This is a genomic window from Tardiphaga sp. 866_E4_N1_4 (genome assembly GCF_052076075.1).
Lineage (GTDB): Bacteria > Pseudomonadota > Alphaproteobacteria > Rhizobiales > Xanthobacteraceae > Tardiphaga > Tardiphaga robiniae.
Window position 1 is genome coordinate 867,977 of the sequence record NZ_CP197242.1, and the last position, 20,781, is coordinate 888,757.

General features: G+C 59.0%; 21 protein-coding genes. 12 read left to right on the forward strand and 9 right to left on the reverse strand.

What is annotated here, in order from left to right:
* Positions 1-4: 4 nt before the first annotated feature.
* Entirely contained in the window at positions 5-2,512 is a 2,508-nt protein-coding gene (locus tag AB8B20_RS04460) for an alpha/beta hydrolase (RefSeq protein WP_439071791.1), read from the reverse strand.
* A gap of 131 nt (positions 2,513-2,643) precedes the next feature.
* On the opposite strand from AB8B20_RS04460, the gene AB8B20_RS04465 reads away from it, so the two are divergent.
* From AB8B20_RS04465 to AB8B20_RS04485, 5 genes are all read left to right on the forward strand, one after another.
* A complete protein-coding gene (locus AB8B20_RS04465) occupies positions 2,644-3,570 on the forward strand; it encodes an alpha/beta fold hydrolase (RefSeq protein WP_439061637.1) in 927 nt (308 codons plus the stop codon).
* Positions 3,567-4,181 carry a hypothetical protein gene (locus tag AB8B20_RS04470; RefSeq protein WP_120289510.1) on the forward strand — a complete coding sequence of 205 codons (615 nt, stop codon included), beginning with the start codon at positions 3,567-3,569 and terminating at the stop codon, positions 4,179-4,181. The genes AB8B20_RS04465 and AB8B20_RS04470 overlap by 4 nt, the downstream gene beginning before the upstream one ends.
* 84 nt (positions 4,182-4,265) lie before the next feature.
* Complete coding sequence (locus AB8B20_RS04475; protein ID WP_120289508.1) at positions 4,266-4,913, forward strand: 3-oxoacid CoA-transferase subunit A; 648 nt, start codon at positions 4,266-4,268, stop codon at positions 4,911-4,913.
* Positions 4,914-4,916: 3 nt separating this feature from the next.
* Positions 4,917-5,567 (forward strand): 3-oxoacid CoA-transferase subunit B, encoded by a 651-nt coding sequence (locus tag AB8B20_RS04480; RefSeq protein WP_120289506.1) that lies wholly within the window; start codon positions 4,917-4,919, stop codon positions 5,565-5,567.
* 22 nt (positions 5,568-5,589) lie between these two features.
* Positions 5,590-6,048 (forward strand): MaoC family dehydratase, encoded by a 459-nt coding sequence (locus AB8B20_RS04485; RefSeq protein WP_120289504.1) that lies wholly within the window; start codon positions 5,590-5,592, stop codon positions 6,046-6,048.
* Between the two features lie 17 nt (positions 6,049-6,065).
* Here AB8B20_RS04485 and fabI read toward each other — a convergent pair whose 3' ends face one another.
* The 5 genes from fabI to AB8B20_RS04510 form a co-directional block, all read right to left on the reverse strand.
* The gene (gene fabI / locus AB8B20_RS04490) at positions 6,066-6,857 is read right to left on the reverse strand and encodes an enoyl-ACP reductase FabI (RefSeq protein WP_120289502.1); all 792 of its coding nucleotides are present in this window, start codon (positions 6,855-6,857) and stop codon (positions 6,066-6,068) included.
* A complete protein-coding gene (locus AB8B20_RS04495) occupies positions 6,854-8,068 on the reverse strand; it encodes an acetate kinase (RefSeq protein ID WP_120289500.1) in 1,215 nt (404 codons plus the stop codon). Before AB8B20_RS04495 ends, fabI begins: the two co-directional genes overlap by 4 nt.
* A 5-nt stretch (positions 8,069-8,073) precedes the next feature.
* A complete protein-coding gene (locus AB8B20_RS04500) occupies positions 8,074-9,036 on the reverse strand; it encodes a phosphate acetyltransferase (RefSeq protein WP_120289498.1) in 963 nt (320 codons plus the stop codon).
* Positions 9,037-9,063: 27 nt separating this feature from the next.
* Positions 9,064-11,286, reverse strand: coding sequence for a DUF3141 domain-containing protein (locus tag AB8B20_RS04505; protein WP_439071792.1), 2,223 nt, complete (start codon positions 11,284-11,286; stop codon positions 9,064-9,066).
* Positions 11,287-11,363: 77 nt separating this feature from the next.
* Positions 11,364-12,440 (reverse strand): AI-2E family transporter, encoded by a 1,077-nt coding sequence (locus AB8B20_RS04510; RefSeq protein ID WP_120290302.1) that lies wholly within the window; start codon positions 12,438-12,440, stop codon positions 11,364-11,366.
* Positions 12,441-12,585: 145 nt separating this feature from the next.
* On the opposite strand from AB8B20_RS04510, the gene AB8B20_RS04515 reads away from it, so the two are divergent.
* The 3 genes from AB8B20_RS04515 to AB8B20_RS04525 all read left to right on the forward strand — a co-directional run bounded on the left by AB8B20_RS04515 (position 12,586) and on the right by AB8B20_RS04525 (position 15,546).
* Positions 12,586-13,107 (forward strand): GNAT family N-acetyltransferase, encoded by a 522-nt coding sequence (locus AB8B20_RS04515; RefSeq protein WP_439071793.1) that lies wholly within the window; start codon positions 12,586-12,588, stop codon positions 13,105-13,107.
* A gap of 250 nt (positions 13,108-13,357) precedes the next feature.
* Positions 13,358-14,458 carry a calcium/proton exchanger gene (gene cax / locus AB8B20_RS04520; RefSeq protein ID WP_120289492.1) on the forward strand — a complete coding sequence of 367 codons (1,101 nt, stop codon included), beginning with the start codon at positions 13,358-13,360 and terminating at the stop codon, positions 14,456-14,458.
* A gap of 233 nt (positions 14,459-14,691) precedes the next feature.
* Complete coding sequence (locus AB8B20_RS04525) at positions 14,692-15,546, forward strand: metal-dependent phosphohydrolase (protein ID WP_439071794.1); 855 nt, start codon at positions 14,692-14,694, stop codon at positions 15,544-15,546.
* A gap of 135 nt (positions 15,547-15,681) precedes the next feature.
* Here the strand turns inward: AB8B20_RS04525 and AB8B20_RS04530 are convergent, their stop codons facing one another.
* On the reverse strand, positions 15,682-17,079 hold the full coding sequence (locus AB8B20_RS04530) for a molecular chaperone (protein ID WP_439071795.1): 1,398 nt from the start codon (positions 17,077-17,079) through the stop codon (positions 15,682-15,684).
* A gap of 212 nt (positions 17,080-17,291) precedes the next feature.
* Here AB8B20_RS04530 and AB8B20_RS04535 point away from each other — a divergent pair, with 212 nt between their 5' ends.
* Positions 17,292-17,843 carry a hypothetical protein gene (locus tag AB8B20_RS04535; RefSeq protein ID WP_309946149.1) on the forward strand — a complete coding sequence of 184 codons (552 nt, stop codon included), beginning with the start codon at positions 17,292-17,294 and terminating at the stop codon, positions 17,841-17,843.
* Positions 17,844-17,978: 135 nt separating this feature from the next.
* Entirely contained in the window at positions 17,979-18,215 is a 237-nt protein-coding gene (locus AB8B20_RS04540; protein ID WP_439071796.1) for a hypothetical protein, read from the forward strand.
* A 21-nt stretch (positions 18,216-18,236) separates the two neighbouring features.
* On the opposite strand, the gene AB8B20_RS04545 is transcribed toward AB8B20_RS04540, so the two are convergent.
* Positions 18,237-18,830, reverse strand: a complete 594-nt coding sequence (locus AB8B20_RS04545; protein ID WP_439071797.1) for a DedA family protein — start codon at positions 18,828-18,830, stop codon at positions 18,237-18,239.
* 198 nt (positions 18,831-19,028) lie between these two features.
* On the opposite strand from AB8B20_RS04545, the gene AB8B20_RS04550 reads away from it, so the two are divergent.
* Positions 19,029-19,319 (forward strand): hypothetical protein, encoded by a 291-nt coding sequence (locus tag AB8B20_RS04550; RefSeq protein ID WP_175368942.1) that lies wholly within the window; start codon positions 19,029-19,031, stop codon positions 19,317-19,319.
* A 3-nt stretch (positions 19,320-19,322) separates the two neighbouring features.
* On the opposite strand, the gene AB8B20_RS04555 is transcribed toward AB8B20_RS04550, so the two are convergent.
* Positions 19,323-19,583, reverse strand: coding sequence for a hypothetical protein (locus tag AB8B20_RS04555; protein WP_068736902.1), 261 nt, complete (start codon positions 19,581-19,583; stop codon positions 19,323-19,325).
* 156 nt (positions 19,584-19,739) lie between these two features.
* Here AB8B20_RS04555 and AB8B20_RS04560 point away from each other — a divergent pair, with 156 nt between their 5' ends.
* Positions 19,740-20,765: a PrsW family glutamic-type intramembrane protease gene (locus tag AB8B20_RS04560; RefSeq protein WP_093758456.1), complete on the forward strand. Its 1,026-nt coding sequence runs from the start codon at positions 19,740-19,742 to the stop codon at positions 20,763-20,765.
* Positions 20,766-20,781 lie beyond the last annotated feature (16 nt).

The window sequence follows — 20,781 nt, forward strand, 5'->3', positions numbered from 1 at the left end:
CACCCTACTTGTTCAGGCCGGCAGTCGGCGCAGCTCCGGGCGGCGTCGGTGCTAAAGGGACGGCTGACGCGACAGCTCCCCTGATCATACGGTCAGTGCCGAGTGGTGAACTGGTGTCGGCGGTTCCCTTCGTTACAAAATCGACCACGTCTGCGGAGTATTCAACTGGATTGTCCGTATGGATGAAGTGTCCGGTCTCCGGATAGATTTTAAGCATCGGCCGGTTACCGGCATTGGTCATGCGCGACATGAACGGCGTAATGACGTCACGTCCCAGGTCGGTTAGCCCGTTAAAAGCAGGCGTCGGGATAAATGGCTCCTTGTCCCCGAACGCGAGGAAGATCGGCGCCTTGATCTCCGTCAGCCGATCGTAAAGGTTCTTCGGATCGTCCTGCTGCAACTCCGCCCCGATCGTGTAGACGTCGAAGATGAAGACGTTACACCACTGCTCGAGCTCCTTGGGATTTCCCTTCGTTAACGCAACACGCTGCTCCGTATGGAAGCGGGCATATTCGCTGTCGCTAAAGAAGTATCCGCTCTTGGCAGCCGACACCACGCCGGTCTCAGGGTCACGTTTCTTGAAGTAAAAGAAGTCGCGGATGTTCGGCTCAGATCGCCCCATTTCCGCTTTGAGAATTCCGGTCTGCTCCCAGCTCTGCTTCCACTTGTCGAAATCGCGGCCGAAGGCCTCATCGAACAAGCGCGCTTTCTTGTCCTTGGCGATCATGATGTCGCGCGGATACTCCTCAAGGCCAGACGGCGCTTCAAGCGCAAGGCCCTGCACTGCATCCGGCCAAGTGAGCGCGTAACCCATCACAAACTGACCACCAAGCGAGTGTCCAAGGTAATGCGCCTTTTTGACGCCGAGCTGATTGACAACGAGATCGTAAATCACCTCGCGCATGTCCTGCATGGTCCGCGCCGGGCTCTTATCTAGATTGCCGGGCCCTGACATGCCGTAATGAGGTAAATCCGGAACGATCACGCGCAGTCCGCTGCGCAGCGCATACTGCATGATATTGCCGTAGTGCCCGCCAAACGCGCCCTTCCCGTGAATGACGACAAGAACTTTCGGTTCCTTGTCGGTCCCAGCATATTCGTCCATGTAGCCGATCTGCCAGGGCGTTCCACGCTTGTCCTTCGCGGTCGCGTATTTGACCGGATAAGGATAGGTCACATGATCTTTCCAGAATGATTTTGTCTTATCCACATTCTCGGCAACACCAGGAACACGATAATTCTTGTCGACGAACTTCTGCGCCCGATCAAGGCTCGCCACGTCGTCCATGAAAGCCACGAACTTCGGATCGTTCTTGCGATTGTTGATAATCGGGAACACGCCGTAGTGTGCGACCGGACTCTCCTCGGAAATGAGGTCCGCGCCCGGCACGCGATCGACGGCGCGCTGGGCGAGCTTGAAGTTCAGCCAGAGATCATTGGTGATGTGCATCACCAATGTGCGCGCCTGAATTCGGCCGAGGTACGGATTGACGTTGTAGGTTTCACCAACTCGATTGCGCCAGACAAGGTCGACCGCATCATACATCTTGGAGCGATTGTTGACACTGAGACCGGCCTTCTCGTTCGGTGGATCCCAATAGAAGACCTCGGGCTGTACCGATGCGAAACTCTGAGTAGTCCTGAAGCCGAAATCATATCCGGTCAGGCCGAGCACCGACCAGCCGAAGGCCATGCCCGGCAAGGGGTGCTTCTCCTTGGGAAGCGTGTAGTAATCACCTTTGGTGGATTGCCATACCGGATCAGATTGGATCGCGGCCGTCATCAACTGAAAAGTCCAATTGCCGACGGGGTCCTCGGCGTCGGACTGGGTCGTTCCGCCGATCGGCATAAGTGCGCCGATATACTCTGGATGCAGCACACCCCAAACGTAGGTCTGCGTGCCGCCCATCGAGACGCCAGCAACAAGCGCCACGCGCGCGACCTTCAGGTGATCACGCAACATGCGGTAGTTAGCCTGCACCATATCAAAATAGCTGTATTGCGGAAATTTGATGCCTAGACCGTCTGATGGCTTACTAGCACCCCAGGTCCCCAGCGGATCGACCATAATAACATAGTACCGGTCGGTATCGATCGGTCGACCCGGACCAATAGTCGGCACGCCGCCCGACAGGGCAGCCCCCTTGACCCATTGCTCATACATGTCAGTGGAGTCACCGGAATAATAGGAATTGATGACAACGGCGTTGGTGATCTCGCCGGCCGCATTGCGGCGCGCATTCCCAATCGCGACGTACGCGGTGCGCAATTGTCCGCCACCGAGCGACTCCAGCGTGACCCCGCCCTCTCCGCCGTTCTCCCACTTGGTCGGATCGTTCAGATCATACTTACCGCCCAACCTGAAGTTTGGCACCTCATAGTAGTTTTTCAGCCCATCATGTTGCACTTGCGACGACCGGCGTGTGAAGGGTTGCGCAACCGCAATTGCAGTGCCAACCAGCAACAGGATCAGGCTGACGAGGCAACGTTTCATGGCAGCTCTACCGGTCATGACGGTCTCCTCCCGATGATGTTTTGTGCATATGTTGAGGGGCTCAATCAGGAAATGCTTGATCTAGCTCAATAGAAATTGTCTTCGTCCGCTGATCATTGCGACGATCAAATCGCCAACCGGTCAGCGCAATGCCCTTCCTGAGCTACGGTTCATATCGGATACGTTATGAGCTCGACGGACCGACGGACGCGCCCGTCTACGTTCTGGTCAACGGACTGACGCAATACGCTGAATTATGGACGGCCTATCGCGACGCACTGGTGGCGCGTCACTTCCGCGTCGCGACGTTCGATCTGCTCGGCCAAGGTGCGTCCGATAAGCCCGCGCTGTTCATCCGTCAGGACGACCACGTCGCCGCATTACATCTCCTAATTGGAGAACTCGGCGACGGTCCCATTTTTCTGAGTGGCATCAGCTTCGGCGGCCTTATTGCACTGCGCTATGCAATCGAACACGGCCAACGGTTGACCGGTCTGGTGCCGATGAGCTGCTTTGCCGAGCTACCGCCTCAACTGTATCTGCTCGGCAATGCTTTGCGAACCGGGTTAGTCCTTGGCGGCACCAGCTATCTTCAGGACCTACTGCTGCCAATGAACGTCAGCGACCAGTGGCTGAAGCCGGTTTTGGAAACGCTCGACAACGTCAAGCGGCAAGGCTGGCTTATCAATGACGTTTACGCCCTGCAGAATCTGATGGAGTCTTTCCTCGACTTCCAGCCTTTGACGCCGCAACTCCCTCTAATCGGCGTACCAACGATGATCCTCAACGGTGAATTCGACTTTCTGACGCCACGTGCACTCCACGAGACCCTGCGTATCCAAATTCCAGACAGCTCGCTTGTCATCGTTCAACGCGCTTACCATGCCTTTACGCTGGAGAAACCCGCGCTCACCGCCGACCTGCTCGCACGCTTTGCAGAGGATGTGCTGGCGGGGGGATGGCAAGGCAACAAGGCTGTCTGGATTGCTCCGGAAGAAGCCGGCGGGCAGCTCGTTCCATTTCCAGCCGGCTACGACCATCTGCGAGCGATACCAGTACAGGAAACGATACGATGAGGGCGTTCTTCGGACCACTCGACCCCGAAGGCCGCGTGCCCTTACATCAGCAAACACGCGTCGCAGCATTCTTGATCTCGGCCCACGGCGCGTTGGCGCGACACTTCGCGTTCGCCATGCCACTCAAGCTCGAATCCGCCTGGCAGACCGAATTGAATGCGCAATTCTATCGAGAAGCGGAAATCGTTTCCCTGTTGCTGCGCGCAACATCATGGATACCCGATCTTGCACTGAGCTATTTGGCAGCGTCTTGGGAAACGACATGGCTCCCAAAGCCCATCGAAGGCATTGACGATCCCCCCCTGGCACTGGCGGGTGATTTGGCTGCCCGCGCGCATGCCATACATGCTGGAATTCGGCCCGCCGCCCTCTTGCCGGTCGAAGCCGACACGCATGATCCATTCGTCACGGCGCTGCGCCGTATTGAATTTGAAAGCGGCCGCCTGCTGCAGGCACAGATCCTTCTTCTAAAGAGCCCGAATCTGACGCCCTTCCGTGAAGCCGTGAGCGCTACTCTCGAAGAGCGCCACGCAGAGATCCGCAAGCTCTGGGCGGAAGCCCTCGAAGGCGTGGGAGTCTCTGTTCGCGAAGGAAATAATGACAAGTCTTGACGCAGATCAAAGGAGCACCGGCTTCGTACACCGACACTTCTTCACCATCGGCTCTCCTGATCGACTGTTGACCGGAGCTCCATTATGAAGGCTGTTTCTCTGGAAGATGCCATTGCGATGATCCCGACCGGCGCAAGCATCATGGTCGGCGGATTCATGGGTGTGGGAACGCCGGAGCGCCTGCTCGACGAACTAGTGCGGCAGAAGAAGTCGAACATTTCTCTCATCAGCAATGATGCGGCCACCCCCGGTAAAGGCGTCGGGAAACTATTCGAGGGCGCACAGGTAGCCCACATGATCGGGACCCACATTGGCCTCAATCCGAAGGCTCAACAGCAAATGCTGGGCAAACAGATCACCGTTGATCTGATCCCGCAGGGCACTTTCGTCGAGCGCATTCGCGCCGGTGGCTGTGGGTTGGGTGGCGTATTGACGCCGACTGGCGTCGGGACGCTGGTCGAGGAAGGCAAACAAAAGATCGATGTGGGCGGGAAGAGCTATCTGCTCGAGACCGCCCTACGCGCCGATTTTGCGCTTGTGCACGCATTTCTTGCCGACTACGCCGGCAACCTGTCCTACGCCCTCACGGCCCGCAACTTCAATCCGGTCATGGCGATGGCGGCGGACACCGTCATCGTCACCGCGGAGCATATCGTCCCGGTCGGCGTCATCGCGCCCGACCACGTTATTACCCCCGCCCCCCTGGTCGATTACCTCGTCGCGAACGGGTGATCTATGGATGCACAAACCACTATCGCCCGCCGCGTGGCGCAAGAGCTTCGACCGGGCAACCTCGTCAATCTAGGCATTGGCATTCCAACTCTGGTCGCTAACTATGTGCCGCCAGGGTTGAACATTTTCTTTCAGTCCGAGAACGGATTGATTGGCACCGGTCCCATCCCCGAGCAGGGCATGGCTCATCCGCTGCTGACCGATGCCGGCGGCAAGCCGATTAGCGCGCTGCCCGGCGCCGCCACGTTCGATAGTGCGATGTCGTTCGGTTTGATCCGCGGTGGCCATGTCGACATCACCGTACTCGGTGGTCTGCAGGTAGATGCCGGCGGGCGGCTCGCCAACTGGACGATTCCCGGCAAGATGGTGCCAGGTATGGGCGGCGCGATGGACCTCGTTAGTGGTGCCAAACGTGTAATCGTTGCCATGCAACATGCAGCCAAGGGAAAGTCTAAGATTGTTGCCAAATGCAACCTACCACTCACGTCGGTTCGGCCAATCGATCTCGTCGTTACCGATATGGCGGTCATCGCCTTTCCTGGCGGCAACGCAACTTTGCAGGAGACGGCGCCCGGCGTCACCATCGCCGAGGTACTGGCGGTGACGGAGGCCGAGCTCGTCGTTCCAGACAAAGTTCCCGAAATGAAACTGTAACCTGTGGAATCGGATCACATTCATGCGGATTTTCAACGGGTTTGAAGAACTCAAGGCCGCCGTCGGTACAGAGGTCGGCGTTAGCGACTGGATTGAGGTGACGCAGGACCGCATCAACAAGTTCGCGGAAGCGACCTGCGACGAGCAATGGATTCATGTCGACCAGGAGCGCGCGGAAACGGAGATGCCGGGTGGTAAGACTATCGCTCACGGCCTGCTGTCCCTGAGCTTGACGCCGATGTTTATCCGCTCAGTGATGGGTCTGAAGGGGCTGAAGAATACCCTTAACTATGGCGCGGACCGCGTCCGCTATCTCTCGCCTGTGCCGGCCGGTTCAAAATTGCGCGGCCGCGTCAGCATAGCGGAAGCCGAGGAAGTACCACCCAACGGCTTGCGCACCCACTATCGCGTGACAATCGAGATCGAGGGCGGCAAGCGCCCTGCCTGCGTCGCTGAGGTAATCGGCCTACACTTCAGCTGAAGCAAGAACGCCACACGTTAATCGATAATGTGGTAGCCACCATCGACATAGAGCACACTTCCAGTGATCAGCTTGGCACCGTCGAGCGCGAGGAATGCAGTCGCCCTCCCCACATCGTCAATGCTGACAAGACTGCGCGACGGCGCTTGCGACTGCGCCTTGTCCATCAGTTCGTCGAACTCCGGAATGCCGGACGCAGCGCGCGTTGCCAGAGGCCCGGGCGAAATCGCATGCACGCGAATGCCTTTTGGACCGAGTTCGGCCGCGATATAACGCACTGCGGCCTCGAGAGCCGCTTTCGCGACACCCATGACATTGTAGTTCTTCACCACCATCTGACTGCCATAATAGGTCATGGTGAACAGCGTGCCACCGTTCTTCATGAGCGGCTCCGCCAGGTGCGCCATCCGCATAAACGACCAGCACGAAACGTCCATGGTCTTCTGAAAGCCCTCACGATCAACGTCAACCACACGGCCATGCAACGCATTCTTGGGCGAGAAAGCAATGGAGTGCAAAAGAAAGTCGAGTTGCCCCCATTCCTTGCCGATCCGCTCAAACACCTTCTCGGTTTCGCCTTCAACCATCACATCAAGCGGCATGAAGATTGGAGACTCCAGCGCCTCCGCGAGCGGCTCGACGTGCTTCTTGGCCTTTTCGTTCAGATATGTAACGGCAACGTCGGCGCCAAGCGCCCGAAAGGCCTTGGCGCAGCCCCAAGCTATAGACTGGTCGTTGGCTATACCGACGATGAGCCCCTTCTTGCCTTTCAACGCGATACTGGTCTCTGGATATACCGGAATCTTCATGACACTCTCTCATGTTTCTGATCGTGCGTTTTCGGATTCATCAACAACGATAGCGTATGCTGCGCAATCATCAGCTCTTCGTCGGTAGGAATGACATAGACGGGAATACGGCTATCGAATCGCGATATCCTGCTTGCGTGTCCAGCATTCTCTGCCGGATCAAGCACGACGCCGAGCCAGGCAAGCCTCTCGACAATGCGCGCCCGGATCGATGCCGAGTTCTCACCGATCCCAGCCGTGAACACGAAGGCGTCGAGACCCTGCAACGCGGCAGCGAGCATGCCGGCGTGCAGCCCCACTCGATAGACGAAGTAGTCGATCGCAAACGCCGCGCGCGGATCCCCGCTGCTTTCAAGTTCACGCATGTCGTTGCTGACGCCAGATAGCCCCTTCAGGCCGCAGTCCCGATAGAGAAAATCCTGCACTTTCGATACCGACATGCCTTTCTCTGCAATCAAATACAGAACGACTCCCGGATCGAGCTGACCGACACGCGTTCCCATCGCGAGCCCATCGAGCGCCGTAAAGCCCATTGTACTCTCGACACTCTTTCCATTCTTGATCGCACCCATCGAGGCACCACTGCCGAGGTGGGCGACGATCACGCGTCCGCCTGCGACGTCGGGCGCAACCTGCGGCAGGCGCTTGGCGATATATTCGTACGATAAGCCGTGGAAGCCGTAGCGCCTGATGCCCTCGGCATGGAGCTCGTACGGAATCGCATAGTGATCCGCGAGAGCGTTGTGATCGCGATGAAAGGCGGTGTCGAAACAGGCGACCTGCGGCAGAGCCGGGAAGTTGTTCAGGATCGTTTTGATCGGCGCCAGGTTATGCGGCTGGTGTAGCGGGGCCAGCGAAACATATCGCTCCAGGCGCCCCACGACGCCGTGATCAATCAATACCGGATTTGCATAATCCGGCCCGCCATGGACGACGCGATGGCCGACGGCGACGGGGTTGATATTGAGTTCTTCGCGGAGCCAGGCGCCGGCGACAGACATCGCAGCTGGCACGTCAGCCACGGCCTCGATCGGATAGACACGATCGGCCATCGGCTCAGCATTAGGCCCGTTCGCACGTAACCGCGGACGACTGCCGATTCCATCAATCTGGCCCTTGATCCGCCTGTCTAAGTTCCCCTCTCCCTCGACCGAAAAGACCTGAAACTTGACGCTCGACGAGCCAGCATTGACGACAAGGATTGTGTCCATGGCTATCACCCAGCGACCGTTGGCGCGCGTTGACGCCTGGCATGCGCATAGAGCGACGCGATAGCGCAGGACGCCATCCGCGCGCGTGCCGTGTCGGCTCGTGACGTCAACACAACAGGCACTCGGGCACCCAGCACAATTCCCGCACCATCGGCCTTGGCGAAATACGCCAGGTTCTTTGCCAACATGTTGCCAGCCTCAAGGTTAGGAACAACCAGTATCTGCGCGCGGCCTGCGACCTCGGACTTGATACCCTTGATCCGCGCCGCCTCAACATCGATGGCGTTGTCGAATGCCAGCGGTCCGTCGAGCAATCCCCCGGTGATCTGACCTCGGTCGGCCATTTTGCACAGCGCTGCCGCATCGATCGTCGAAGGAATCGTGGCGGTAACGGTTTCAACCGCAGACAGGATCGCCACGCGAGGAGACTGGCCGAACCCGGCCTGATTGTAGAGATCGATGGCGTTCTGGATGATGTCTCGCTTGGCACCAAGGTCCGGGAAGATGTTGATCGCAGCATCTGTGACGAAAATGGTCTCGGTATAGGCCGGCACATCCATCACGAAGACATGGCTGATGCGCCGGTCGGTGCGTAAGCCGCCCGCCTTTGCCGTCACCGCGCGCATCAGCTCGTCGGTGTGCAGGCTGCCCTTCATCAGCATTTCGCCTTTGGCTGCGTGGATCAATTCGACGCCTTTGGCAGCAGCGTCCTCACTATGCGCGGCATCGACGATTTCAAAGCCCGTGATGTCAAATCCGCCCTTGTCCGCGGTGTCCCTGATCTTCTGCTCGGGACCGACCAGGATTGGCCGAATGATGCCGGCCTTCGCACTGTCGACAGCTCCGCGTAGTGATGTTTCGTCGCAAGGATGCACGACGACGGTTGAAACCGGCGGCACGGCCTGCGCCAACGCGATCAATCGATCATATTTACTGGGAGATTGTGCCTGGCTTGCGTCGGTTGACATGATGTTGCTCCCCCGTTTGAAATTTCTTTACGACGCTCGTGCCTCAGGGTCGAACGCAGCAACGTTTGACGCCCCCGCCTCTCCGGCGTCGACGCCGAACAATCCGGCGATCCGCGCCCAACGGCTCGCGCGTTCACCAGCGATGTCACCGCTGGCGGACAAAATCTCACGCATTGCCGTGAAGGCCGATCGCTTTTTTGCACCGTCCGCGGGCAACAACTTCGGAATAGCGGCCAGCGCCCCTTCAGAATCGAGCAACAACATAAAGAACTGCTCACGCACCAACATCTTGAACTCAGGCAGCGTCAGTCGTGCTCCAGCGTGATCGCTCCGAACCTGACGCAGTGCCTCGATACTTCGCTCATCGACCATTCCCCGCGCAGAACCCACATAGAGCAATGAGCGCAAGGTCGCTTCGCGTAAGCCCCCTTGGGAAATCTTCGATTTTAACTCAGCGATCCTCTTGTCGAGCATCAAGCGGTGTTCATCCGACATCTCCCGACGACGCGACGGCTCGGACTTCGGATCAATGCCGACGGCCGCCTGCAACGCCGGTGAACCATAGATGTTGAGGAACATGGCTTCGCTCAGCGCCTCCTGAGAGTCACGCCAGCTATCCAGCAGATGAACGATTTGCTCTCCCATCTGCTCCTGGAATGCCAGGAAGGGATTGTTCTTCGAGACCGGTTTACGGTTATCCTCAATGCCTTCGGCTGCGGACTTTACGGCGCTCATCCACGGATTTTTGCTGCTGAAGGCTTCATACTGCAGTCGTAACGGGTGCAAATTACGCATCATCTCCGCCATCTGCGGCGTCACTGCGTTCTTAAGCCAGGGTTGAACAAATTTTTGGTAGGCTGCGAGATTCATCTCAGAGACGCGCTTGGCCGCGGCGAAACGCCGCTCGTCCTCAGGCGAATTGCCACCCATGGCCCTGATATCATCGAGCGTCCGCGCCTCGCAGCGCATCACCCATTGGCCTACGACAAGGTCGGAGTTCGTGGTCTCCTCGCCCTTCGCCTCGAAGGTCGCTTCGTAGAGACCAGGTGGCAGCACATCTATGAGATCGATATTGCTAGAAAATTCGGCGTGTTCCTTCTTGGCGACGCCACCGGAAACGAAAATGCCGAGATGGCCGATGCTTTGGTGAACGGTATAGACAATCGTCTGCCCATACGCCCTGATCTCATCCACATCAGCATAGCAATCCAGTATCCAATTCAGCGCTTGTTGCGGCGGCGTAACGTTGTCACCCTCGGAACAGAACACCAGGATCGGCGACCTGATGTTGCGCAAGTCCACCTTTTGTCCGTCTGACATCTCGACCTTGCCCACGGCAAGATTGTTGCCGATGAAAAGCTCGTCGACGATGAACTGGATTTCTTCGGCGTTCAGATTGACGTGCCCGCCCCACCAGCGCTCGAACTCGAGATAGCGATCCGCCTCGGTATCAATATTGGAGTAGACGTTATACTGCTTGGTCCACAGTGTGTTCGAAGGGTTCTGACTCTCGAAGTTCTGCACCAGCCACGCGCCATCGAATTTTCCCGCACCGAGATCACTGGTCATTGCGGTGAGCCAACTGCCGCCCATGAGGCCACCCGAATAACGCATCGGGTATTTGCCGTGCACGCCTTCCCAATAAGCCAACGGAGCCCCTGCGATGATCAGAGGCCCGAATAGCTCGGGTCGCAGTGACGCCAGGATCATGACGGCCCAACCGGCCTGGCAATTGCCGATGACGCAGGGCTTGCCGTCGGCCTTGGGATGCAGGTTGATGACTCTCTCGATGAACTGCGCCTCGGCGCGCGCAATGCGCTCGATGGTCTGTCCCGGCATAGGTTCGGGGAGAAAGCCGATGAAATAGCAGGAGTGCCCCGCTCTCATCGCTACGCCGATCTCACTGTCAGCCTTGAATCCGCCGATTCCCGGACCGTGACCAGCACGAGGATCGATCACGATGAAGGGGCGCCGCTCGATATCGATTTCGACGTCATCTGGCGGAACGATGCGGACCAGTGCATAGTTGACGGGTTCGATCAGTTCGCGACCATCGATGATCAATTCGGCTGCATATTGCAATACATGCGGCGCTGTCTGCGCGACGTGCTCACGATACTGATCGCCGCGTTGGCGCATGACGTCCAGGAACAACATGCTCCGCTGCCCCGCATCGACCATGTACTCCACTGCCGAGGCAACAAGCCCAGACATGGGGCCGCCTGGCAGGTTTGGCGTTTCCATCGACATGTTCCGACCTCATCGTCGCGTAAGCTCATTCAAGGGGCTTCCCGGCGCGTAACGTTGATCTAGGTCAAGGGTCTAAGTCAGTTCGGCGCGGGTTGCGAACGATCCTCACGCATCCATGCGGCGATCAACTCCCAGGCAACCGAGAGAACAATTGGCCCGATAAAGAGGCCGACAATTCCGTGCGCGAGCGTTCCGCCGATGACTCCGATGAAGATGACGATCGTCGGTGTCGTGAGCCCGCGCCCCATCACGAGCGGTTTCAATATGTTGTCGAGAATGCCGACGACGGTGAGAAATAATGTCAGCAGCAGCGCTGTGGCGAAATCCTTGTCCATCCAGATCCAGATGATCACGGGAAAGAGGACGATTGCTGCGCCAATCTGAACAATAGTCAGCAACATGACCGCGAAAGCCAGAAGGCCGGCGCTGGGAATGCCGGCCATCTTGAAGCCTATGCCGGCCAGCAGGGCCTGTACGACCGCGACGCCGATCACGCCTTGGGAGACGGCGCGGATTGTCGCCCCTGCCAAATCCAGCAAATGTTCGCTTTGCTCATGGACGATAAGTGACAGAAGGCGCCTCCCGCCCGAGACCAGTTGAAGACCGTAGGGAAAGAGAAAGCCGGCTATAAGAACAGACAGGAGAAATTTGAGCGTCCCGACACCGGCGCTGCCCGCAAGTGTGAGCATCGTGCCCGCCAAGGGCTTCAAATACGGTGCAACCTCACGCAAGACCGCCCGGACGTTACTGGATGCCCGCCCCCAGAATTCGTAGAGCTTCGGCCCGACAATCCGCCATTCCTTGACCTGTTCGGGCGGTGACGGAATGGCTAAATTCCCGGCGGTCAGTTCACCGGCGAGCTGTCTCACCCCCTCCACTGCGCTCAAGCCTAGCCATGTCGCCGGCCCGACGACAACTGCAAGATTGACGATGGTGAGGATGACTGCGGCGGTCTTTGGACGACCGCCCAGCAATTTGGCCAGCCAGTTGAAGGCGGGGTAGAAGGCGACTGCAAGGACACCGCTCCAGGCCAGAATTGGCACGAAGGGACGGATCACGATAAATGTCCAGGTCACCAGCAAAGCCAGCAGTCCCAGCCGGACTACAAGCTGGATGATGACGTCTCCGGATAGAAATTGACGGACGGTTCTCACGGACGCGCCTTGATCTGTGCAGGTCGTGCGAGCGTTACCGTTGCACTCGCCCGCGGTCTTGATCCAGATCAAGCACCCGTCCGTCGACCGCAGTTTGCTTGGCACTGGTCCGAACTAGTGTACCCGACCAGCCAGCGGAGTTCCCATGTCCGATGCCGCCACCTACGCCGCGCAAGAGCAGTTACGCGATGGCCGCCCGGTGAATATCCTGGCGCTTCGTCCCGAAGACGAGCCCGACATGCTCGCCGCGCTGGCGCAGGCCAGCGTGCAGTCGCTGCAGCGGCGCTTTTTCGTCATGAAGCGCCATTTCTCAGACAAGGAGCGCGCTTTCTTCATGGACGTCGACTTTGAGAACCATGTCGCACTGATCGCGCGAGTCGAGGAAACCGGCCAAAATATCCTGATCGGCGGTTGCCGATATATCGTCTCGGAGCCAGATCGGGCCGAAATGGCGTTTATGGTCGTCGATGGCTGGCAAGGGCGCGGAGTGGGTTCGATCCTCATGCGCCACCTCATCAATCTCGGGCGCGATGCCGGGCTAAAAGAATTGACCGCAGAAGTTCTGCCCGAGAACACTGCGATGCGAAAGATTTTCACCAGGTTCGGCTTCAAGGCAGCCCCGCGGAAAGATCCCCAGATCGTCAGCCTGATGCTCACACTCACTTAAGATCCAAGGTCGGCAAATCCTAACGCATCTAGATACTGATGATGTGCATAGCCCTCGCACCGTCAGAAGAAATCTGGCCCTCCCGACGGCTTCTGACGCAACGCCGGCATTTTGTAGGGGATGTGGTGAAGAGCGGTCGAAGTGCGTCCGCGTTCTTCCAACTTCGAGGTCTTGTTGAGCTAGATCAATACCGGTCCGGCGATGGGATCGGAGTTTCCGCCGTCGCATTCGATATGGAGACGGCGCCGCCATGAAACCCCTGCTCAAGCAAATTCAGCACACACCGCTGCTTTGGATGTTGATCTTCGTGCCTGCCGTACTAGTCGCGGAAGCAATAGCGCCGCATTCCCATACGCTGCTGTTCATGCTTTCGGTTCTCGCCATCGTGCCGCTGGCCGCCCTGCTCAGCCACGCGACCGAAGCGGTTGCCGCCAAGACCGGCGATGCCGTCGGCGGATTGCTCAATGCTACGCTGGGAAACTTAACGGAGCTGATCATTGCGATCACCGCGCTACGTGCCGGCCAGTACATGCTGGTGAAGGCGTCAATTGCTGGTGCGATTGTCACCAATGCCCTCTTCATGCTCGGTGCCTGTCTGCTCCTCGGCGGCCTGCGCTACCATGTCCAAGAATATAATCGCTCCGGCGCGCGGCTCTACTCCGGTCTCCTACTCATGGCGACCGTCGCCCTGCTTGCCCCATCCGCGGTCGCCGACCTGGATCTTGTGCAGGGTGAGACCGTCATGCAGAAGCTCAGCATTGGCCTGGCCATCCTGCTCATCATTGCCTACGCACTAGGTTTGCTGTTCTCGCTGAAGACCCACAAGGAATTGTTCGCAGGCGCCGCGCATAGCGAAGATGAGGAACATTGGCCGATTGCCCTTGCGGTGGGCACACTGCTTGTTGTCACTGTGCTGGTTGCACTTGTAAGTGAGATTTTCGTCGAGTCAGTGCAGAAGGCCGCAGCAACATTTGGAATGAGTCCGGCCTTCGTTGGCTTTATTATTGTCTCAATGGTCGGGGCCGCCGCCGAGTTTGCCGTAGCCTTTTCTGCGGCACGCAAGGACCGCCTCGACATGAGCGTTAGCATCGCGCTTGGCAGCGCCTCCCAGATTGCGCTCTTCGTTGCCCCCGCCCTGGTGCTACTCAGCTATGTCGTCGGACCAATGCCGATGAGCCTGCAATTCTGGCCCGGCGCCGTCACCATGGTCTTGATTGCGACCGTGACAGCGAGCTTCATTACGAGCAGCGGCCGCTCGGCCTGGTTCGTCGGCGCCCTGCTCATCTTCATTTATGCAGTTTTTGCACTGACGCTGTATGTAGTCCCACCGACGGGCCAAGGGGTGGGGTGAAGTACGCGCTCGGTGGGACAGCGGGCCGCTAGCGCTCAGCTCTATTTGACATCGAACGCTTCGGGATTCTGGCTTTCAGAGCATTGATTCAAACCAACTCTCAGGGGACTCTCACTAGCAGCATCCGTTGAAATCCGCAGGCACTCAGGCTTTGACGATGCTGAAGGTGGAGGATACCGCTGAGGACCCGGCGATCATGGTGCAACAACAACGAGGCAAGATAGGGAGCCGAGATGATCACAATTCCTCAACTGACGGCGCAAGCCCTTGGCTCTTTTCTCGCGCGGGAAACCGAAGACCGCTTCCGCTCCTCGCATTCCGATCTGACGAAATTGCTGCCCTTTGCAGCTAGGCTGGCATTGGAGTGCATCGGGAATAGTGACGCACTCTATCACAATATCGAACATACCATGCTGGTTACGCTGGTCGGGAACGACATCCTGGCTGGGCGTGCCCTGCAACGTACCACCACCGCAACCGACTATGCGAACTTTATTATGGCCTGCCTAACCCATGACATTGGATATGTGCGGGGCATTATCCAAGGCGATGAAGACGGCGCTTATGTTGCGGACCTTACTGGGCGCAAAATTGCATTGCCGGTTGGATCCTCCGATGCCGCGCTCGCACCCTACCATGTCGACCGCTCAAAGCTCTTTGTGATTGAGCGGCTCCATGCCGTGGAGGAAGTCGACGCCGCCCGGATTGCCCGGGCCATCGAATACACGCGCTTTCCCTACATCGATGCAACAAACGGAGGAGGAGATGACCTCGATGAGGAAGAAGGATTGCTGTTGCGTGCTGCGGATCTGATTGGCCAGCTCGGCGATCCTAATTACATCAGGAAATCAAATGCTCTGTTCCATGAGTTCGAGGAGGTCGGACTGAACAAGGCACTCGGCTATGCAACGCCAGCTGATATCGTCTATAAATTTCCTCAGTTCTACTGGACCAACGTTGCACCGCAGATCCAGCTTGCGATCCGGTATCTCAATGTTACCTCTAGCGGCCGGCAGTGGATCGCCAGCCTGCACAGCAATGTTTTTCGGGCTGAGCGTGAGGTGAACCTATCGGGGCCGCAGAGATAAACGCTCCCGAGACCTGCAGTCATCGCGCTCACTTCATTGCAGCGAAATTATATTGCGCGTTGTGAATAGTTGTCGGCAGGCTAGGAATTCGGTGGTGACGTTCCGCCACCTAATCTCAACTGGGCTCCTGAGCAGTCATCCGACTGCCTTCAAGGTTACGTCCGGTTCCGGAGAGGCCAATGCGATCATTTGCAGATATTTTAGTTTGAGCTTGAGGCCGTGGCCGTCACCGTATTTCGGCTTGCCGCTGGCGTGGCCCATTAGTTCGTCGGTAAGCTCGTCCGGACATTCGGCATTGCGCAGCCGATCCTTAAAGCTATGACGGAACGAATAGACCGAATGGCGCGACGAAGGCTTCATGCCATGCTTCTTCATGTGCTTATTGACCGCTGCCGAGAAACTGTCCTCGTTGTCAAAGTAGCGCGCAAAGCCTTTCGGAAAGCGTCGCATCGCTTCGAGAGCGATGCCGACCAGAGGAATGTCGCGCTCCGACGATTCCGTCTTCAGCACGCGTCCGTCGGGAACCACTCGGATATAGGGGATATTGGCATCGAGCACGATATTCGCCGGCAGCAGGTTCAACACCTCGCAGGGTCGCGCGCCGGTGTTGATTAGGATGTGCACTGCGGCCACCGCCTGATCGTTCAGCGCGTCGAAGCCTCCCGGTCGCAGGATCGTGTCGACGATAAAAGCGGTCTCGAAAGGCTTGCGCTGCCCGCGCTCACCGCCGGAGAGACGCAGACCGGCGAACAGGCTCTCCTTGTCCAGGTGATGCCGCTGGCTGACGGTTCGAACCATGCGCTGAATATGAGTAATGTTCTTGTTTGCGGTGCCGATGGCAACTTCACGCTTCACGGCGCGGGCTTGCCAGTGATCGCGGTACTTGAGCGCATCGTCACGGGTCATCTCTTGAAGGGCCTTATCGGTCACCACCTCGATCAGGATCTCAATAGCGCGCTCTTTGCCGGCCTTCCATTTCTTGAGCTGCTTCGGTGAATAGTTCATGCGCTCGGTCGCCGTGGCCGCCTCGAATTCGGCAAACAGAGTTGAAAGCTTGATAAGCGGCTCAGCAACACCACCGAGCACGGCCGCGCGCGTCACGGGATCATGCAACCGGTCGCCCTCGGCGAGGGTTTCGATGCGTCGCTTCAGCTCGGCTGGCGCTTCTAACGCTACGGCGGCAGCGGGGCGATATGAAAGGTCGAGGATGCGCGCCCGCCGAACCGCTTCGGCGTGGTCCGTGGCCGCCCTGCCGGCTTCACCGGCGGCGCACTTCTGCCAGTAGGCTTCAAGGTCCAGATTCATCCGATCGGCGATCAGGGAGGCGCGCCGTCCGTGCCTGTCACGAGCAATGCGTACCTTGGTGGACAGCTTCACGATGCCGCGTTTGTCATAACTCGCGAACTCTTCCGGCACGCGACGCACGAAGTGCCAGGTTCCATTTCGCTTAGTCAGATGCTCGCCCATCCTTGCCCCATGTTGGACGTTTTGTTGGACGTTTTTGTCGGCGAAGGCCAAGAAAATGTCAAACAATTCGCACTTTTCCTCGCTACTTCAAGATGTTATGCACAGCCCCGTTGGCACTGCTAGGGAGCGCCATTCGCGCACTGCCCTGGGTTAGGCCACGTTATTGCCACCCGAGCCTTATTTTCGTTGAACTTGGCCGCGAACCTCCCGAAATTCACGCGTTCTGGATGGTTTTGTCGCGGATTGGAACGATCACACGCCATAGGACTTCGAGCTTCATGGTCGAAATCATGCCGAGCGCTTCCCAGCACAGTTACGCGTCCGAACCCAGTCACACCTGGCGCATTAGCCAGCAGCCGATCATGGTTGCGGCTGCGGCCCTGTTTCTGGTCGTGATCGGCATCGGCGGCATCTTTACGTGGCGCAGCTATAGCGGCGCAACGCCGGAGCCGGAGCGGCTCACCGCATCGCGCCTGCAACAGGCCCGTGTGGCGCAGGCGTCCGAACAGCTGATCGAAAAGACCAAAGGCATCGAGGCCACGCAGCAGCAGTCGATCGATCAGCTTCAGGTCGTGCAGGATCAGTTGCAGACCATGCAGCGTCTGATGACAGCGCAGCAGAACGAAGCGCGCAAGCTCAACGAGCAGGTCGGCGCCCTCACCTCCACGCTCGACACTCTCCGGCAGTCTTTTGCCAGCACCTCGGCGACTGACGACAAGCCTGCCGCGCGTGAGCAACCGCGTCGCTCACGCTCCCGCGCCGCGGCGAGCAAGGGCCGTCAGAAGATGAAGATCGTTGTGCAGCGCAAGCGCCCCGGGGCGCGGGGCTGAGCCATCCTGAGCGCTTGCTCCCGAGCACACGTGAACTGCTTGTACTCTCCACAAGACCGCGCCTAGTCTGCTCAGCCGAACGCAATCTGCACTGATCAAGGTGTGAGATCATGCGATCCCGGCAGGGAGCGAAACATGAAGCATGACGGCGGCGATCACCTTCACGCGCACGACAGCGCGATAGCCGAGAAATACGGCAACACCACACTGGCGACACTCCGCAAGATCTACGGCAAATTCTTCGCAGCCGGGCATCCCGACACGCTCACGCTCAGCGAAGTGCTGGTAAAACTCAACGACACCTCGCTCAGCCAACTCCGCCGCGATCACGACACCGGCCATCTCAAGAAGAAGATATCCAAGGCGGCGTGATGCGACGCATTGGCGCTTTTGCTAGAACGCCTTGCGCAGCAACAACACCGTGAGCACGATCACGATGACCGGCGCTCCAAATGTCACCGGGAGCAACCATGGACTGTCGGCGTCGATGAGTGTGCCGGGAATGACGCCAATCAAGGCATGATCGACAATCCAGACCATTGCGGACACGATACTGGCGGTTTCGAACTTCAGACGCGGCATGCCGGCGATGCCCGCGACGCTGGTGACCAGCGCGCGCGCCGGCCCGATATGGTAGCCGACCATGATCGCCGCGATGCCGTAGCGCTCGAATAGCCCGCGTACCCGCGCCACCAGTTGCTGACGCGATTGGAGCATCCGCATCTCCAGCAGTCGCGGCCCGCACCGCTTGCCGAGCTCATAGGACACGCTCATGCCGAGCACCGCGCCGCCGATGGCCCAGAGGACGAAAGTCCAGGATACCACGCCGGCACCGATCAGCACGCCGGTCGCCGTCACGATGGCCGCAGCCGGAACGACAAAACTGGAGCCGACCAGACATCCGAAGAAGGCGATGACGAAGCCAAGCGGTCCAGCCCAATCGGCTTGCGCGGCGATCAGCGCCGAGATTTTCTGAATGATGTCCATCAGGGGTGGGATTCCGACCGGCGCGCTGTGTTTCGTTCAGGCTGTGTTTCGTCCGTCACGAGCAATGAAACAAAACCGCGGTCGAAGAAACCATTTCCTCGCCTCCGCGCAAACCGCCTGAAGCGCACGCCCTCTATCCCATCGTTCCAACGACGCGCCGATCGGCGCACGGTTGGACACAAGATCGAGGGACACACGATGACATTCACCACCGCCAAGCTCGCCGCCGCCACTGTTCTTGCATTCGGCATGCTGACCACCGTCTGCCACGCCTACAGCGCCGAGCAGGAACAGCTTTGCACGGGCGATGCGATGCGACTGTGCAGTTCGGAAATCCCGGATGTCGATCGCGTCACGGCTTGCATGATCCGCAACAAGTCTCAGCTAAGCGATGGCTGCAAGTCGGTCTTTGCGCCTGCCTCGGCTTATCAGCCGGCATCGCTACGGACCACGAAGCCGGTCAATCTGGTGCCGGCCCGGATTCGCTGACACCTAGCGCCGGCGCGCCACGGCGACGCCCAGCAGAAAAGCAACCAGCAGCGACCCCAGCGGCGCTTCCCGCGCCACATTGGCCAGGATGCTCAACGGCATCCCTGGCTTCTTGCCGGACTCGATGGCACCGCCGATGCGGTGCGCGGTCTCGGTCACCGCCTCTTTCACATCCGTGATCGTTTCTGTGATTGTCGACCTGGCCTCAGGCACGGGCTCGACGCCTTCGTAGATGTAGGGGGGTGTCTTTGCGTCGTCGGCCATGGTCATTTCCCGTGCGGCATGAGCTGTGTCAGCCCAATCGACCGAACACTGATTGGTTCCGGCCCTGGCCCGGGCCCGCTAGCTTCTCTTTTGTCGCAGGCGGCTCCCGCAAGAGTCACTCTTTCCGGTCTGCCCGGCCGTCTATAATTAAGTTCCATGAACCTGCTCGAATCGCTCCCCACCGTGATCGGTATCGCCGCCGTGGCACCAGCTCTGCTGTTGCTGTGGCTGGTGATTGCTGCCGATGAACGGCCGGGGCCGCCCGGGTTGGTCTGGGCGTCATTCCTGCTGGGGGCCGCCAGCATCTCCCTGCTCGGCTATGCCCGCGCGCTGTTCGCAGCAATTCCGGGTCTTACGGACAACCCGACCCTGGCCATGGTGCTCCACGCTGTGTTTGGCGTCGCCGCGCCGGAGGAGATCGTGAAGATCTTCGTCATCATCGCGGTGTCCACCCAGCGCGCCCGGACGGCCGATCCAATGGACACGGTGGTTTATGGCGCCGCCGCCGGCCTCGGCTTCGCCGCCTACGAGAATCTCGTCTATCTCCTGCAATATCCCGAGATGTGGCGGACGCTCGCGGTGCTGCGCAGCGTACTGACCGTACCATTTCACGGCGCGCTCGGCGTCATCGCCGGCGCTTACATCGCCATCACCCGCTCCGGCCGTGCGCTCGGCGCCCATCGCCGCGACGGCTGGGCCTTCATTCGCACGCCCATGCTCATTGTTCTCGCGCCAGTGACGCTGCATGCTTGTTTCGATCTTCCTTTGCTGACGCTGCAGCGACATCCGGAGATCGTCGGCGTGATGCGCCGCGTGCTCGAGGCCGCCGGCGTGGTGATCGGCTTCGGCACCATTGCGTTGGCGGCGCGGCTGGTCAGGCGGATCGGCGCGCATCATGCGCCACATACCGAGGTGTCACGCGAGCGGCTCAGCCAGTTGCGCGGCATGTGGGCGCTGCTGGTCGCCGGCGGCGGCGCGGGCTTTGCCGGCACAGCCTTTTTGCTGACCTCGATTCATCACTGGTTTACGAACCCGGCGCGCAACGTCACCATGGTGCTGATCCCGCTCGGTCTGGCATCCATCGCCATCGGCGCCGTGCTGCTGGTGCTGACGACGACAGCCTATATTCTCGGGCGCAACCGCATGCGCACGGCCGCGCCGGCCATGACCGCGCAGTCGTAACGTTCAAGACCTCACG